Source organism: Flagellimonas aurea, from assembly GCF_017313785.1.
Taxonomy (GTDB): domain Bacteria; phylum Bacteroidota; class Bacteroidia; order Flavobacteriales; family Flavobacteriaceae; genus Flagellimonas; species Flagellimonas aurea.
The window spans coordinates 1-17,959 of the sequence record NZ_JAFLNL010000020.1 but is presented as its reverse complement, the minus strand read 5'-3'; the positions used below and the strand labels follow the sequence as shown (position 1 = coordinate 17,959).

Sequence of the window (17,959 nt, the reverse complement as noted above, 5' to 3'; positions counted from 1 at the left end):
TTACAGATAGATCTAATCTAAAGGTGGTCCACTTTGACCCGGCGAAGGTGGGTCACTTTCGTCCGGCCAGCTATGGTCACTTTAACCCAGCGAGGGTGGTATACTATGTCCGGCGTTTCCAACAGAGGACTTAAACATTAACTCAAATATTTCATTTAGTCATCGACTTGATGGTCATTGAGCACTATTGATAATTATTCATTTAAATAACCTGACCTGAATCAGGCAATTGAATCTGTTTCATCCACCAATATGTGAAAAGTTGCATTTGTCGAATATATTTGTATTTTTGGTAAACCAAATTGGTAAACCAAATTGGACAACCAAAAAAAGATATTATGATAAACACAATATTTTCATTGAACATTGATAAAGTCATTAGGCTTAATAAGAAATTGATTTTGATAGTAGGAATGATTGCGGGGGTTGTTCTGATAAATGGATGCGAAAAGGAATCAATCGAGGATAGGACAAAATTGGAGTTTAACTCGCTATTGTTGAGTTCAACTTTAGTGGAGCTAGAGATTCAAGCAGCTGCCGCAACAGGGGAGCAGAGCCCAAATGTAGCAGATAATATATATGACGATGATTTAAATACCAGATGGTCAGCCGAAGGTTCTGTACAAGAGATAGGTGTGGATCTCGGTACTGATTCAACTATGGTAGACAACATAAAAATAGCTTGGTACAAAGGTGATGAAAGAACACAGGATTTTAAACTTTGGGTAAAATCAGCACCATCAGAAAATTGGCAGTTAATAAATACATTGACTAGTAGTGGATCCACGGATCAATTTCAAGAATATGCCATTAATGCACCAGCGCGCTATGTTAAAATTGAATGTAATGGTAATTCAGAAAATCTTTGGAACAGCATTTCCGAAGTTGAGGTCTGGGGAACGTCGGAGCAACAAGCCTCTAGTAATAAACTATGCTTTTCCAATATGTATGCAACTGATGAAGACGGTGGTCACATCGCTATCAATATAGCAGATGGGGATTTGACCTCAAGATGGTCAGGGGAAGGATTGGGGACAGAACTTATTTTGAATTTTGGCCATGATAGCCCAGTGGTTGACTCATTAAAAATAGCATGGCATATGGGAGATGAACGTATTGCTGACTTTAAGGTGTATGGACGTTCCTCTGATAATTCCCCTTGGTATCAAATGTTGGACCATAGTAGTAGCGGATTAACAAATCAGTTTGAAAGCTATGACCTTCCCAATGATGAGGTGTCTTCACTTAAGTTTGAAGGTAATGGTAATTCGCTTAACCAATGGAACAGCATTTTGGAGCTTCAAGTTGTTGGAGACTCGGATAACCCTGTCCTTGGGCAGAATATCAATTGGAGCCATTGGTACCTGTCCGTTCCCATTGACGGGGGAAATAACAAGGCTACTTCAATAGAGTGGGATGATTTGGAGAACTATAACTTATCATCACAAGAAAAAGATTACTTTTCATGGAACTGCGATGGATCTTATAGAATGTACACCAAATATACAGGATATACCACCTCAGGTTATGAGGAATTGAACTCAGGTAAATACTGTAGAACTGAGTTTCGGGAGCGTTGGCAGGGCAACCAGACAAATTCGGACAACTGGGCCATGGATTCAGGAACCCATCTCATGGAATCCACCCTTCAAGTTGTAAAGTGTGAAGGTAATGCACAAACCTATGTGGCTCAAATTCATGGATATCCAGGAGGTTCATTTTCAGGTTCCCCGGCAACGGTAAAAGTATTGTGGTCCGATGGGCAGTTAATTTTGGAGTACTACACCAGTCCATCTACCTCTGGAGAAGAATGGACGAGTGCCAATATTCAAAAACCGATTTTGGCCCAGGTCGACAATGAAAAGTTTACCGTGAAGCTCAAAGTGGAAAATGGTGTCCTAAAATGCGCCATTGTTTGCCCTGCAAAAGGAATCGATCAATCCTATCAAACGTTTTATGATTACAAATCCAATGGATATGAATATGACAATTATTTTAAAACTGGCAATTATTTTAGGTGGAACGGTAATTATACCGATTATGCAGAGGTTACATTATACCAAGTGATAACCCAGCACAATTAGATTATAACTTTATCTGACATATAGGGCAATGAAGGGCAAATAACTGTTTTTCATTGCCTTTTTTGGTTTTAACACGAAATATTACAGCTATTAAATACGATGAATTTATTTTTTCACTTTACATTTTTAGATATTATAATTTTTTGAGCGTAAAATTTGCCAGTGTGATAAATATGTATATTTTTGGTAAACCAAATTGGTAAACCAATTAATCGATGATATTTCTATATTTGATCACATTATTCCTGTTTGATGTACCTAAACAACAAAACAATCACAGTTCAATACCAATAAAGCAAAATTGTAAAAACGCTTTTTCAAAATACTATAATGATAATGTAAAATCTGTATGTGTATGAACCGTATAGTTCAAGCTTTACATGTTCTTTACTTATTGGTTCTTATCCCAGGCCATGCCAGTTCACAAGAGCATCCATCCTTGACCATAACCAAAGAAGGTGTAGTGAATATACAGAGGGAGCTAGGAGAACTTCCACTTTTTGATGTTTCCTTAGAACAAGTAAAGGTCCAGGTAGACGCGGAAATCTCATCTGGAATCGATGTGCCCATCCCAAAGGATTATTCCGGGGGATATACCCACGAAAGGCATAAACTCAACTACCTGACCATGCAAAAGGCCGGACTATTATATCAGGTTTTGGATGATGAAAAGTATGCTATTTATGTTAGGGACATGCTCATGCAATATGCTGATATGTACCCTACGTTATCCTTGCACCCCAAAGAAAGGTCCTATGCCCGAGGTAAACTTTTTTGGCAATGTCTCAATGATGCCAATTGGTTGGTCTATACCAGTCAAGCATATGACTGTATTTATGAATGGCTTTCCAAAAAGCAAAGACAAGATTTAGAGATTAATTTATTTCGACCATTTGCTGATTTTCTATCAACAGGGAACCCGAAGTTCTTTAACAGGATACATAATCACAGTACTTGGGGAAATGCAGCGGTAGGGATGATAGGTCTGGTAATGGATGATGATGAATTGGTACAAAAGGCATTATATGGTTTGCCCGATGATAATATCGAGCCCAATGCCAAGGATAACGATGGCGGATTTATCAAAACGGAAAATGGAAAATCAGGTTTTTTGGCCAATTTGGACGAACCCTTTAGTCCAGATGGATATTATACAGAAGGCCCTTATTATCAAAGGTATGCCATGTATCCTTTCTTAATATTTGCCCAATCGCTCCACAATGCAAGACCAGAGTTGGGGATATTTGAATTTAAGGACAGTGTATTGCTCAAATCCGTAAATACCTTATTGCAACTTACCGACAAAAATGGAGATTTTTTTGCATTGAACGATGCCCAGAAAGGAATGTCCTATCAAACCAGTTCCTTGGTGACAGCGGTTGATTTGTCTTATTATTATGGAGGAAAAGATACTTCCTTGTTGCATATAGCGGAACAGCAAGGAAAAGTAATTTTAAGTGATGCGGGCATGGAAGTGGCCAAAGGGGTAAATCAAAATACAAGTAGACCATTCAAGAGAAAATCTATGCAATTTTCTGATGGGGCCAATGGTAAACAAGGAGGGTTGAGTGTATTGAGGAGCAAAGACGAATCGTTGACACTTGTATTTAAATACACGGCCCAAGGACTCAGTCATGGTCATTATGATAAACTTTCCTACTCCCTTTATGAACAGGGGAATGAAGTAGTGCAGGACTATGGAATGGTCCGTTATGTAAACATAGAACAAAAGGGTGGAGGTAACTATCTTAAAGAAAATAACACTTGGGCCAAGCAAACCATAGCCCATAACACTTTGGTCAAGGATGAAACCTCCCACTTTCAGGGAACCTATGAGATTGGAAGTAAGTATCATTCCAATCTTTACTTTTTTGATGCTTCCAATTCTAAAGTTCAAATAATCAGTGCAGTGGAGTCAAATGCATATACCGATACACAGATGCACAGAACCATGGCGATGATTGAAGAAGAAACCTATGGGAAACCATTTGTGTTCGACATTTTGAGGGTGAATTCCCAAAAACCCGCTAAATATGATTTACCCTTACATTATCTCGGTCAGCCCATTCAATTCGGTTTTGACTATCAAGCTACAGCGACCTTGGAGCCATTGGGCACAGCAAACGGATACCAGCATATTTTTCTGGAGGGTAAGGGGCAATTCCGCAAAAAAAGTAATGCCACATTCAGTTGGATGCATCAAAACCATTTTTATACTCTTACCACCATAGTATCCCAAAACGAACAATTCTTATTGGGAAGGTTGGGGGCTAATGACCCTCAATACAATTTAAGAAGAGACCCAGTGATAATACATCGAAAGGAAAAAACAAAAGACGCGCTCTTTGTTTCCATAATGGAACCTCATGGTAGCTATAGTCCGGTAACCGAAATGGCAAAGAATGCCAAAAGTAATATTGAGCATATTGAGATCATATACAACAATAAGGATTACATAGGGGTACAAATCAAAGGAAAGAATTGGTTGGACAAAATTTTTATTCTTGCCAATACCGAAAATGACAAATCAAAAAAACACAGGCTGACCATAAACGGCAAACTGTATGAATGGGTCGGTCCCTATACATATCAAAATAAAAAATAGACAGATGAAATCATTAGGGAAAAGCAAAGAATTTTTATTTGGGGATAAGATCAATTGGGAAAAAGCCGGAGTGGGGGTCTATAGAAAAATAATGGGCTATGATGATAACATAATGCTAGTACATGTTGCTTTTGATAAAGGAGGTGTAGGACCTATGCATAAGCACGTTCACTCCCAGGTCACATATGTACAGAAGGGCAAGTTTGAGGTAACGATAGGAGACAAAACAACTATTTTAAAAAAAGGAGATGGATTTTATATTCCTCCCAATGTATTACACGGAGCCATTTGTCTCGAAGATGGTGAGTTGTTGGATGTGTTTAGCCCCATAAGGGAAGATTTCATAGAATAAACAAGTTTTTCATGAAAAAATAGGTTGTTATTTTGACAAATAACACAAAAGGCGCATTCAATTTTTATGATTTGCTCTTTCAAATTGATTTAATTTCGAGATAACTATAAAATTTTAACATAACCTTCTTTTTTATAAGGACTTAATAAATTATATTTGGTTGACTAAATTGGTTTACCAGATTGGTTTACCAAAATAAATAAATCTAAAACAGAATTATGGTACAAAATGAAACATAAAGAAAAAGGATAGGTGCACGCCTATCCTTTTTTATGAAATTACTTCAAGTAAGAGGGAAGTAATATGTAAACATGTCTGCCGGTCAGACAGCACGTCTGTTGTAAAGATATTAAAAATAGAAAACAATGGAACGTATCCTGTTCTGATTGGGTATTGAATACGCAGGGCCCGAAGCATATTTTGCTCAAGGGGTATAATAAGCAAACTACAGAAACCTAACTTAAACAAACTAATGAAATTACGAATTAAATTGACATTGTTCGCTCTATTTTCTTTGCAACTGTTTTCCTATGCACAGGAACAGCCTGTAGTATCAGGTACGGTGTCTGATGGTTCCAATGTTCCCATTCCAGGGGCCAACGTCATCGTTGTGGGGACCAACAGAGGTGTATATACCAATTTTGATGGAAAGTTCACCATAAATGCCGTTAAGGGCGAGGTACTACAATTTTCCTATGTGGGATACCAGACGAAGAACATTACCATCTCCGATAACACAACTTACTCCATTGTTCTTGAAGAAAGCGCAAGTGAATTGGATGAAGTGGTTATCATAGGGTATGGAACCCAAAAGAAAAGCCACCTTACAGGAGCCATTTCAAAAGTGGTCAACGAAGATCTTGATCAAATCGCAGTGTCCCGGGTGGACGATGCTTTGGTCGGCCAGGTATCCGGGGTGAACATACAGGCAACCGAAGGAGAAGCCGGTTCAGCCCCCACTATTCGGGTAAGGGGTACCGCATCGATATCCGGAGCCCTGTCTCCATTGATCGTAGTGGACGGTCAAGTGGTGGGCAATGATTACCTCGGGGCTTTGGACATGAACAGCATTGAGTCCTTTGAGGTATTGAAAGATGCCGCTTCAACCGCTATTTACGGTTCCAGGGGAAGTAGAGGGGTTATTATGATTACCACAAAAATGGGAAAAGAAGGAAAAACACGCTTTACCTACAATACCTATACAGGGTACAAAAGGGCCAGGCAAAGTGATGCCTATTACTTTTCTGTAAATGAATCGGCCCAAGCCGAGCTTGTGGCGACCGGTTCCCTATCGGATAGAACAAAGTACAAACAACAAATTGGCATAGATGAGGATTGGCAGGACATCATTTTTACAGGAGGGATAATCACGAGCCATTCCATAGGGGCCAGAGGTGGGAGCAAGAACACCAAATTTAGTATTTCAGGCAATTATACCCATGATGAGGGGGTATTGCTGAAGGATGATTTTAAAAAATATAACCTTACCCTGAAAATTGATACAAAAGTCAGTGACCTATTTTCCTTTGGTGCCAACATTACACCGACATTCACATATAAGGATAGGTTTGATGGTTCTACACACGATATTTTAAGACAGGCTCCATGGCTGCCCATATATCATGATGCCAATACAATCCAGTACGTGAACAGGGATGTTTACCCTGATGTGCAAATAGGGGATTATGCGGTGCAGCGCCATTTTGATGATTATGATCTTTATGGTAATGGAAGTTCAGTAAGTATCAGTAGTACCTCAAATACAAATCCCGCAGCAAAAATCCTGGAAAGGGATAGAACCGAGGATAGGTTCAAGGTATATGGAACTGTATATGGACAGTTCAATATCACCAAGGGCCTGAGTTTTAAAACGGTCTTTTCCGGAGACTTTCAAAATGCAAAAAATAGAAGATGGCAGGGTGTTCAGGCCAGTAGAAATGGAGCTGCGGCCGCTCAATTGGACATCAGCTCGCAAAATGTCCTTCATTTGACGACACAGAACTATCTTACCTTCAACAAAATGTTCAATAATCATGAAGTAACCGCTGTTGCTGGGGTTTCTTCAGAGACATGGGACACCGAATATGAATCTGTACGGGGAACTGGATATGATTCAGATCTGCTTCAAACCATTACGGCAGCAACCACGATTTCGTTGGCACAATCGGAAGAATATGAAAAAAGATTGTTTTCCCTTTTTGGCCGATTGAACTATGCATATAAGGATAAGTATTTGCTATCCCTGAGCTTAAGGCGTGATGGTAATTCAGCCTTGGGACCAAACAATAAATATGGGTTCTTTCCAGCAGCGTCCGTAGGATGGAATGTGGCTAGGGAAAACTTTTTGAGAAACAGCGATGTCATAAGTAACCTAAAATTTAGGTTCAGTTATGGTATTACCGGCAATGAATCCTTCAATACCGGGAGTAGTCTTATCGATAATTATCCTTATTTGGCTCTATTGGAGCCTTCCACTGCTGTGGTTGGCGGAAGTTTGGTGTCCGCCTTTAACCCTGTCAACATTGCCAATCCGGATTTGCAATGGGAACGAACCAAGGAGATTAATCCTGGGGTGGATTTTGGTTTCTTCGGAAATAGAATTGCGGGTTCGTTCGAGTATTATAATAAAGAGAGTGATAAGCTGATTCTATACAATCCAGTCTCAACGACAACTGGTTTTAGCAATGCCCTTGTCAATCTGGGGGAAGTTAGAAACGAGGGGTATGAACTTGAACTCACTACAAGAAATATAATAAGCTCGGATTTTAGCTGGTCCACAACCATTATTGGATCTAAGAACAAGAATACCTTGGTGGATTTTGCGGATTCAGATGGTCAAATTTTGTCGGTGGATTCAAAAAGAGCTGCAGAATGGATCAATCTGGAAGGAGAACCCATATCATCGTTTTATGGCTGGGTGGTCGATGAAGAGATTTCTCCAGAACACATCCTATATCCATATCACCCCGTTGGCGCTCAGGCAAGTGGAGTATACGTCAAAGATTTGAACGGTGATGGGTTGATAGATAATGATGACAGGACCATATTGGGCAACCCATATCCGGATTTGTTATGGAGCGTCATCAACGATGTCAAAATTGGGAATTTTGATTTCTCCTTTATGTTTCAAGGTAGTCACGGAGCCCAGGTCAGGAATATGGCAGATCAATATTTGTTCAATCATTTTAACAGTACTCAGCAATATGACCCTGCTACAACTCCAAATCAAGGTTTTATCAGGGAAAAAATATTTACCAATAGCATCATCCAAGATGCCTCGTATGTCGCTTTGCGGAATGTAAACATCGGGTACAATTTTCCAAGGGATTTTTTGAAGAGGACCAAGGTCTTTACAAGGGCAAGAATTTACGCATCTGGACAGAACCTCATGTATTTGACGGAAGATGACTACACGGGGTTCAATCCAGAATCAATAAGAAGGACCAGTGCAACGACCTATGGTTATCAATTGGGAGGGTCGCCCATATTTAGCACCATATCCCTAGGGCTTAACTTGGAATTTTAAATAAACAGCACAATCATGAAGTTTTTAAAAATAATAATACCAATGGTTTTCATTTTTACTGCAATTTCTTGTAGTAAGGATTTTTTGGAGCCGCAACCCACTTCTGCGGTCAGTGAGGAAGGATATTTTAAGACAGATGAAGAATTGGAGTCGGGAATTTTGAACATGTACGATGGAATTCAGGGAACGAACGATAGGAGCACTTCTTCTAACCATTCCATTCAATATGAGTTCTATGTAACGGAAATGCGCACCGATAATACCAGGGGCAAAGGAGCTGTCGATTCCGACGCCGATCAAGCACAGTTCGTTAACTATAACATTAGGGCAACCAATGGTATAGTAGCGGATTATTACAGGAGCATGTACAATATAATCTACAGGGCCAATGTTGTTCTCGACAATTTAGGGGTGGCATCGGATGCCAACAGGGCAAGGTTCGAAGGTGAGGCTAAGTTTGTACGGGCGTATGCCTATTTTAATTTGGTTCGACTTTATGGGGATGTACCCTTGGTGGATAAAGTGATCGCTCCATTGGATACCGAGATTTCCTATACAAGAATCGAATCCTCGATCATATATGATTTCATTGAGGAAGATCTTTTGTCTGCAGTGGCCAATCTTGGAGATGGCTATAAGAATAGAGCTTCCAAAGCCGCTGCTGAAGCATTGTTGGCAAAAGTTTACCTTACCATTGGTGAATACAGCCAAGCACAGACCTTGTGTGAATCAATAATGAAACCGGCAAGAGGATTTTCACTGGAAAGCAATTTCAAAGATGTTTTTTATAATGAAGGCAATGATGAAGTGATTTTCGCAGTAGGCTATGAACCAGATCTTATCAAAGATAGTCAAGGGTTTTCTTCGGAATGGTTAAATGCTGTTGGGTATACTGCTGGAGTAAATTATGTTACGAAAGAAATGCGTGATGCATTTGATCAATATGGAGGGGATAGGACGCTATATTCAATTCGTCAAGACGTTATCCAACCTTCTGAATATCAGGTCGCCAAATATATTCCAAACGGGGACGAAAACTTGGGGATAGCCCCAATTGCCAGTGATCCTAGATTGGCAGGAAATGATTGGGTCGTATTGCGCTACGCGGATGTACTGCTAATGCACGTGGAAGCCATTTTGGCCGGTGCCGAGGCCACAACAAGCTCTAATGCCATTGCCTCTTTTCAGGAAGTTAGGAATAGGGCAGGCATCACAACAACGGTAGCGACCATAACCAAAGAAGACCTATTAAATGAAAGAAGGGTAGAACTGGCTTTTGAGAACCAGCGCTTTTTTGACTTGCTGCGTCTGGGAGAGGCACAAAATGTACTATCGGCCTATGCAACCGAGAATGGCTACAATTTTACCTCTACCACTCTCCTGCTTCCAATTCCAAGTAGTGAGATTAACCTAAGCAAAGGACTTTTGGAACAGAATCCAGGGTATTGATGAAATTTAAAAAAAGAAGAAAGATGTTATATAAAAAAATATTCGTGAACCATTGGGCAAATCTAATGCCATTGTTTTTGGTGGCCATGGTCTACTCTTGTGAGGAAAACATATTGCCCGAGGAAGGTTCTATAGAAGACCTTACACTTCCCGAGGCTAATTTTGATTTTAGTGAGAGCAACAATGATTACTTAACGTATTCCTTTTCGAATCTATCATCCAGTGCCACAGATTTTATCTGGGATTTTGGAGATGGGAACACTTCCACTGAAAACGAACCGGAACATACATTCTCGCAAGAAGGGGATTTTGAGGTAAGCCTTACCGCTTCTGACAAATTGGGCGTGGAAAGTGTACAAACCAAGAACATAAGCGTAAAGGAACCGGAAGGACCTGTTATTTTCATTCCTGAGATTCTGGAAGCTGGATTCGAGGCAGGGACCTTGGAAGGGGGAGCAGGAGATGGAAATGATGCATGGGCAATAGCCGGTGCCAACAACATTGGACTAAGTACAAGTGTAGTGCGAACAGGCGATCAAGCCGCAAGGATTTATATGGGAGCTGAAAGTGTAGCTTATCAAGAGCTTACGGTGACCCCAAATGCCGATTATAGGATAACGCTCTATTATACACTGGCGTCAGCTCCTGCAGGCGGGCACATACGCTTGGCCGTGCTTGGTAACACCATTGAAGATGCTTCCGAAGCAGAGGATGCCATCATTGCATCCGTTTTGGGAGACGATCAAACCAGTACGTTTGATTATACCAAACTCACGCTACTCTTTAATCCCGGAGCATCGGATACAGTGGCATTATGGTTGGATAGTAACAATATTGCAGAAGGCAGGGTGGACGATATAATGATAGAACATGTGGAATAAGTCACAAAGAGCAGAAAATGATTGTTGATGGTATGAATGGAACCAAAGGTAATTGGAGGATAAATAATTACAGTTTCAGAACTTTGAAAGTATTCTGAGTTGGTTAATTTAAAGAGGGGTCATTGTCCATCAATAAAAGGGCAATGGCAAAACCCGAAAAACGGACCAGACTATTTGGAAAAGAAATAATATAATTTATTAAATTTGACATACCAATCTGGTTAACCAGTTTTTTAAACTTTAAGAGCCCAATGAAATTAGATGTTATAGCAAAGAACGAGAATCAAAAAATTCAAAATGAGATCATATCAAAGATTCGGGATTTGATTAATTACAAAAATTTGGAACCAGGTGATAAGTTGCCTTCCGAACGTATGTTGTCTGATAAGTTCGGTGTGAGTAGAAGCAATGTTCGGGAAGCGATCCAAACACTGGAGTTTTATGGTTTGTTAAAGTCAAAGCCACAAAGCGGCACTTTTGTCGCAGATATTGGCCAAGTGGCCATGAACGGGATGATGGAGGATATATTGAGACTTCAGGAGCCCGATTTCAAATCATTGGTGGAAACTCGGATTTTACTGGAGTTAAAAACCTGTAGGCTTGCTGCTCTTAGGCGAACAGATGAAAATTTGGAGGAAATAAAAGAAGCCTTAAATGCATACGAATCCAAGGTGGTTGATGGGAAAAGTGCAGTAGAAGAGGATTTACTTTTTCATCTAGCCATTGCCAGGGCCAGTGGTAACAGTACCATAAACACGCTGATGCTGGTAATAACTCCCGGAATCATCAACAATTTCGAAAAGTATCATGTCTGTGATAAGAACAGGGCATTTTTGGGAATCCAAGAACACAGGGCCATTTATGAGGCCATCAAAGAGCAAAACCCACAATTGGCCAAAGAAAAAATGAAAGAGCATTTTAAGGACTTATATCAGTTCTGTTACAATAAAAGTATTTAAGGATCGGGGCAATCTGCACGGGTTGTCACAGTTCTGTTAAAAATAAGAATCAAGCGAGAGGGATTTTACCAATTGCACAAGATGCAAATATCTTGGCAAGATGGCACAATATTGCCATGAATGGGCAAGAAAATCTTCTGAAATCCCTTTAGCTTTAAAACAAGACAATGAAAGTTAAAGGTCTTAGATGGTGGATCATTGGTTTAATCGCCTTGGCCACAATAATCAACTACATAGATAGGTCTGCGCTCGCGATCATGTGGCCGGGCATTTCCGAAGAGTTGGGAATGAGTGAATCCGATTATGCCATAATTCTCAATGTATTCATGGTGGCCTATGCCCTTGGACAGTCGGTTTCGGGAAAGATGTATGATAAGGTGGGTACGAAACTGGGCTATGTCATATCCATTTTTGTGTGGTCGTTGGCATCCTTGATGCATGCCTTTGGTAGGGGAGTGATGTCCATCAGTTTTTTTAGGATACTATTGGGTGTTTCAGAGGCAGGTAATTGGCCGGGAGCCGTAAAAAGCAATGCTGAGTGGTTTCCTGTAAAGGACAGGGCCATAGGTCAAGGTATCTTCAATGCAGGAGCCTCATTGGGTTCCGTAGTGGCGCCTCCATTAATAGCGTTTTTGTATTTGGGGTTTGGATGGCGTACTACATTTATAATCATAGGTTCGGCAGGTATTTTATGGATTATTCCATGGATTGTTTTCAATAAAAAGAGACCCAAGGACCATCCATGGATTACTCAAAAGGAAAAGAAATACATTATCTCTGGACGACATTTGGGCAGACATAAGGACCAAGAGGGAAAAGGTTTGGGAATATTGCAAATCCTTTCATACAAGGAATCTTGGGCAATACTGGCATCGCGCTTTTTTCTTGAGCCCATTTGGTGGCTTTTTGTGGGCTGGATGCCCATTTACTTACAGAACACTTATGGTTTTAATGTAAAGGAAATAGGAATGTTTGCATGGGTTCCCTTTGTTGGTGCTGCTGTGGGCAGTATTTCTGGTGGTGTCCTTACCGAAAGGTGGGTGGCCATGGGACAATCGGTTGACAAAGCTAGAAAAAGAACCATTTGGATGGGAGGCCTTTTGATGTTCTTGGGATTGGTCTCTACCATTCTCTTCGCAGATGGCCCTACCAAATTTGTGATTATTGTTGCGGTGGTATTGTTTGGGTTTCAATTTGCCATATCCAATATCCAAACCATGCCCAGTGATCTATTTAGTGGAAAATCTGTTGGAACACTGGCTGGGCTTGGTGGTACAGTTGGGGTTTTATCGGTTATCATCATGAATTTTTTGATACCTATCATAACAAAAACATCGTATACACCAGCTTTTGTAATCATAGCTGCATTTGTTCCATTAGGAGTGTTTGCTGTCTTTAAGCTATGTAAAGAAATAGGACCTGTAGAAATAAAGAATCAATAAAAATAAAATTTCAATAATGAGTGATTTAAAAGGAAAAGTAGCTGTTGTTACTGGAGGTGCCAGAGATATCGGCCGTGCAGTATCGTTGAAGCTGGCAAAGAATGGAGCCAAAGTGGTGGTAAACTATTTTGAAAACAGGGGCGATGCCAACGACACTGTAAAAATGATAAAAAACAACGGTGGGGATGCCATTGCCGTATATGCCGATGCAACAAGTTTGTCGGATTTGGAAAATCTGGCATCAAAAACAAAAGAAGCCTTTGGGGACAAAGTGGACATTTTGGTAAATGTAGCAGGTGGATTGTTTGCACGGAAAACCATTGATCAAATCGATGAGAAATTCTATGATCTTTTGATGGATGTCAATTTTAAATCTTGCGTTTTCGTAACACAAACCTTTAAAACCATGATGGTAGAAGGAGGTAGTATAGTCAATTTTGCTTCTCAAGCTGGACGGGATGGGGGAGGTCCTGGAGCATCCTTATATGCCGCATCCAAAGGTGCTGTTATGACATTTACCAGGGCCATGGCCAAAGAATTTGGTCCCCAGGGCATACGGGTAAATGCACTGTGCCCCGGAATGATTGCCACGAAGTTTCATGATGATTTTACTAAGGATGAAGTTCGTGCAAAAGTTGCAGGATCTACACCTCTGAAAAGAGAAGGGAATGCGTCTGAGGTAGCGGATTTGGTAGCTTATTTGGCTTCCTCCGAAGCATCATTCATAACTGGAAACAATGTGGACATCAATGGAGGGTTGGCTTTTAGCTAATTTTAAAAACCTACTACTATCTGGTAAATATTCAATTCTATGATGACTTTAAACATTAGTGTTAAAAATTGTAACTGTATCCGACTTATTTTAATGGGAGTACTGACAGTAACCTTTGCTTGCAAGGGGCAAGAGTTTAAGAAAGTGGAACTGCCCCGGAATTATCAAGCAAAATTAGATATCATATATGCCGAAACTGCTTCGTGGAATGGAAAACTGGATTTTTACTATCCAACGAACAACGACGAACCAACTCCTGTGATCATCAATATACACGGTGGAGGATGGAACCATGGCAAAAAGGAATCCCAACGTGGGTTTGGTTCTTTCTTTAAAAAGGGAATGGCTGTGGCAAATGTGGAATATCGTTTGGAGTCCGAAGCCAAGGCACCAGCAGCTGTGGAGGATATTCGCTGTGCAATGTCCTATTTGATAAGCAATGCGGAAGAACTGAATATCGATACTGATAAAATTGTTCTTATGGGAGCATCAGCAGGAGGACATTTGGCCTTAATGGGAGGCTTATCTGAAAATAATTCTTTGTTTGATGACCATTGTGGAGAAAGGGAGGCAGTCAAAATCAGGGCTATTATAGACAAGTATGGTGTATCGGATTTAAGGCCGGTTATGTTTGCCTCTTCCGTAAAAAAATGGCTTGGTTCTGAATCGGAAAATGTTGCTTTTGCAGAATCGTTGTCTCCCATTACTTTGGTGGACGCAAAAAGCCCTCCGATTTTTATCGTTCATGGGGATGCAGATCCAATTGTTCCATACATCCAGTCCCAAAAACTATTTGAAAAGTTACAAGCTCATGGGGTAAATTCAAAGTTTATAACAATACCTGAAGGAGGACATGGAAAATTCAAAGAAAAGGATAAAGAAAGGATAATGGTGGAAATCCATAAGTTTTTAGATGAGCAGGGATTGTAACATTAAACTAAACCTTCATGATTTAATTTCATGACAAGTTTTAATGGCTTTATGAGTCCCACTACGCTGTAGTAGGTACAAGGAATGTTTTTGAAAAATAATTATTACGAAACTTTAAAAATAAAAATCAGAAATGAAAAAAGTAGTGACCTTCGGTGAGATTATGTTGCGGTTGGCGCCTCCGGGTTTCCTGCGGTTCTCACAGGCCAACAGTTTTGATGTGGTCTATGGGGGAGGAGAGTCCAACGTGGCGGTATCCCTTGCCAATTACGGGGTGCCTGTGGACTTTGTGACACGTTTGCCAAAGAACGATATCGGGGAATGTGCCCTGATGGAAATGCGAAAGCGTGGTGTCGGCACTGACAATATCATTTATGGCGGGGACCGCTTGGGTATCTATTTTTTGGAGACCGGTGCGGTCAGCCGTGGGAGCAAAGTGGTCTACGATCGGGCACACTCCGCCATGGCAGAAATAGGTCCCGGGATGGTGGATTGGGACAGTGTCTTCAAGGATGTGGAATGGTTCCACTGGACGGGGATTACGCCGGCCATCTCCCAAGGAGCGGCAGATGCCTGTATCGAAGCGGTAAAAAGCGCAAAAGAACACGGTGTTACTGTATCCACGGACCTGAACTACCGTGCCAAGCTTTGGAAATACTGCGATGATGCCAAGCGAGAGGAGATTATGTCAGAACTTACTTCCTATTGTGATATTGTTTTGGGTAACGAAGAGGACGCGGAAAAACACTTTGGTATCAAACCAGAGGGACTGGATATTACCACGCAGGGAGAACATGTTAAGGCCGATGCTTTTCTATCGGTGTGCCAACAGATGATGAAAAGATTTCCGAATGCCAAAAAGGTCATCACGACCCTACGTGGCTCCTTGTCAGCCTCGCACAACACATGGGCGGGTGTATTGTACGATGGAAGTACCATGTACACCTCCCGAGAATACCAGATCACGCACATCGTAGACCGTGTCGGTGGGGGAGACTCCTTTATGGGAGGACTTATCTATGGTTTAATAAACTGGTCAGGGGAGGACCAAAAAGGCTTGGACTTTGCCGTGGCGGCCTCCTGTTTGAAGCATACCATAAAAGGGGATGCCAACTTGGCCACCGTTGCGGAAGTTGAAAAGTTAATGGGGGGTGATGCTTCTGGAAGAGTGTCCCGATAGATGGTCGGGTTGGTTTAGTTTTTTTAATCACATGGGGCCGGATGATTCGGCCCCATGGTTAAAAACAAAAGGTTATGGCAAGGTATACAAGATTGGAAGTAGTACTGATGATGCAAGAAACGGGAATGGTTCCTTTGTTTTATCATTCCGATATAGCAGTGGGTAAGAAGGTGCTCATGGCATGCTATGATGGTGGGGCCCGGTTGATGGAATTTACCGCGCGTGGCGATTTTGCCTTTGAAGTGTTCTCGGAGTTGAACAAATATGCATTGGAGGAACTTCCGGGTATGATTATGGGGGTTGGATCCATTACCGATGCAGCCTCGGCCTCACTGTACATGCAAATGGGGGCTAATTTTATTGTCACCCCATCATTGAGGGAGGATATCGCGATAGTCTGTAATCGCAAAAAAGTACTTTGGTCGCCAGGCTGCGGTACGTTAACCGAAATCAACAGGGCGGAAGAATTGGGATGTGAGGTCATTAAACTTTTTCCTGGGTCCACCTATGGTCCGGGTTTTGTGAAAGCAATCAAAGGACCCCAGCCATGGACAAGTGTTATGCCCACAGGAGGGGTCAGTACGGAAGAGACAAACCTACGGGCTTGGTTCGAGGCAGGGGTAAGCTGTGTGGGCATGGGTTCAAAATTGATTTCCAAAGATATCTTGGTCAACGGGGATTATGCTGCATTGGAAAACAAGGTAAAAACCACTTTGGAGACTATAGGAACTATCAGAAGGGGTTTGTGAATTGAATGGGTTTTCCTTCATTTCAAAATACTCAATAAGTTTGGTCAAATGCGAAAGACTTCTGTCTATTCGGTCTAGCTTATAGACAACAATAGTATCTCCTTCCTCACATATTTTAAAAGCAGGCCTTAGCTCTTCCGTACTTCTTTGGTATTCGAAACTTTATCCAGATAGATATTCTTATGTGAAATTCTTCCCTTTCAGAGGTCATTCAATTTAAGGTTCAAACTTTGTTCAATGGTTTACACTCGTGCTTATCAAAAAACCATAACATAATTTTAAAAGTTCAATAAAGCGATGTTTTTCTTCTAATATTGAACCAAGTATATGGTTGATTTTTTATCTTTTGTTTTCAATTAAAATGAGATTTGAGTCGATTAACCCGTAGATCACTATATTTATTATTGAAAGTCCAAAAATCACACGAGGGTGTCCTATAGGGTGTCCTTTTTTGGATGGTCAAGAAAAATCTCTGGAAACATAAGGGGTTTCAAAGAATTGGTTAAAACTGCCACCCCGACTTAACTTATTTAAGTACAATCAAAACACTGTTAATCTTATGATTTTCAGTGTTTTGTGTTTTTAGGCATATCATTTGAATTCATTTAAAACCATCTAAAATCATATCAAGCGTGTTCCCATCGGGAGCAAACACTTACAGTTCTTGTTGTAACTTTAAATGACTTTTAGAACCATTTTTCTTGTGTTTTGACTTTCACAGTATTCACACTCTAAAAGGTTACAACATGCAGAAAAACAATCGTTTAACAATCAATTTCTTTACAAGAAAGCACAAGGTGCAATCCGAGAACCGGATTGTCTATTGTAGGATTACCATCGACTGTGAGCGCACCGAATTTAGCATAAATCGGGAAATCAAATCCAATTTATGGGACAATAGCCGTAAAATGGATAAGCCGGGTAAAGTGACCCACCTTCGCCGGATGAAACTGACCAGGGTAAACGAACTGCCTAGATTTGATCTATCCTTGGGTTAAACTTAGTTTTTATTTTTCAATTTTCTTCTCAT

The 17,959-nt window shown here is 40.8% G+C and carries 14 protein-coding genes; 13 read left to right on the top strand and 1 reads right to left on the bottom strand.

What is annotated here, in order from left to right; all coding sequences use genetic code 11:
* Positions 1-338 precede the first annotated feature (338 nt).
* The 12 genes from J0656_RS19755 (at position 339) to J0656_RS19700 (ending at position 16,929) form a co-directional block, all read left to right on the top strand.
* Complete coding sequence (locus J0656_RS19755; protein ID WP_207037023.1) at positions 339-2,084, top strand: polysaccharide lyase family 7 protein; 1,746 nt, start codon at positions 339-341, stop codon at positions 2,082-2,084.
* Between the two features lie 355 nt (positions 2,085-2,439).
* Positions 2,440-4,689 (top strand): heparinase II/III domain-containing protein, encoded by a 2,250-nt coding sequence (locus J0656_RS19750; protein ID WP_225604925.1) that lies wholly within the window; start codon positions 2,440-2,442, stop codon positions 4,687-4,689.
* A gap of 4 nt (positions 4,690-4,693) precedes the next feature.
* Positions 4,694-5,041, top strand: coding sequence for a cupin domain-containing protein (locus J0656_RS19745; protein WP_207037019.1), 348 nt, complete (start codon positions 4,694-4,696; stop codon positions 5,039-5,041).
* Positions 5,042-5,513: 472 nt separating this feature from the next.
* The gene (locus J0656_RS19740) at positions 5,514-8,567 is read left to right on the top strand and encodes a SusC/RagA family TonB-linked outer membrane protein (protein ID WP_207037017.1); all 3,054 of its coding nucleotides are present in this window, start codon (positions 5,514-5,516) and stop codon (positions 8,565-8,567) included.
* A 42-nt stretch (positions 8,568-8,609) separates the two neighbouring features.
* A complete protein-coding gene (locus J0656_RS19735; protein WP_313790211.1) occupies positions 8,610-10,016 on the top strand; it encodes a RagB/SusD family nutrient uptake outer membrane protein in 1,407 nt (468 codons plus the stop codon).
* Positions 10,017-10,039: 23 nt separating this feature from the next.
* Complete coding sequence (locus tag J0656_RS19730) at positions 10,040-10,897, top strand: PKD domain-containing protein (RefSeq protein ID WP_207037006.1); 858 nt, start codon at positions 10,040-10,042, stop codon at positions 10,895-10,897.
* Between the two features lie 251 nt (positions 10,898-11,148).
* Positions 11,149-11,856: a FadR/GntR family transcriptional regulator gene (locus tag J0656_RS19725; protein ID WP_207037005.1), complete on the top strand. Its 708-nt coding sequence runs from the start codon at positions 11,149-11,151 to the stop codon at positions 11,854-11,856.
* A 167-nt stretch (positions 11,857-12,023) separates the two neighbouring features.
* Positions 12,024-13,298, top strand: a complete 1,275-nt coding sequence (locus J0656_RS19720) for an MFS transporter (protein WP_207037004.1) — start codon at positions 12,024-12,026, stop codon at positions 13,296-13,298.
* Between the two features lie 16 nt (positions 13,299-13,314).
* Positions 13,315-14,070 (top strand): SDR family NAD(P)-dependent oxidoreductase, encoded by a 756-nt coding sequence (locus J0656_RS19715; protein WP_207037002.1) that lies wholly within the window; start codon positions 13,315-13,317, stop codon positions 14,068-14,070.
* Between the two features lie 93 nt (positions 14,071-14,163).
* On the top strand, positions 14,164-15,000 hold the full coding sequence (locus J0656_RS19710; protein WP_207037000.1) for an alpha/beta hydrolase: 837 nt from the start codon (positions 14,164-14,166) through the stop codon (positions 14,998-15,000).
* 133 nt (positions 15,001-15,133) lie between these two features.
* Positions 15,134-16,180 carry a sugar kinase gene (locus tag J0656_RS19705; RefSeq protein WP_207036998.1) on the top strand — a complete coding sequence of 349 codons (1,047 nt, stop codon included), beginning with the start codon at positions 15,134-15,136 and terminating at the stop codon, positions 16,178-16,180.
* 74 nt (positions 16,181-16,254) lie between these two features.
* A complete protein-coding gene (locus J0656_RS19700; protein ID WP_207036996.1) occupies positions 16,255-16,929 on the top strand; it encodes a bifunctional 4-hydroxy-2-oxoglutarate aldolase/2-dehydro-3-deoxy-phosphogluconate aldolase in 675 nt (224 codons plus the stop codon).
* On the opposite strand, the gene J0656_RS20475 is transcribed toward J0656_RS19700, so the two are convergent.
* Entirely contained in the window at positions 16,822-17,043 is a 222-nt protein-coding gene (locus tag J0656_RS20475; RefSeq protein WP_207037025.1) for a recombinase family protein, read from the bottom strand. The two genes, J0656_RS19700 and J0656_RS20475, sit on opposite strands and share 108 nt — an antisense overlap.
* Positions 17,044-17,675: 632 nt before the next feature.
* Between J0656_RS20475 and J0656_RS19690 the strand changes: the two genes are divergently transcribed.
* Entirely contained in the window at positions 17,676-17,927 is a 252-nt protein-coding gene (locus tag J0656_RS19690; RefSeq protein WP_207036994.1) for a hypothetical protein, read from the top strand.
* Positions 17,928-17,959: the final 32 nt, after the last annotated feature.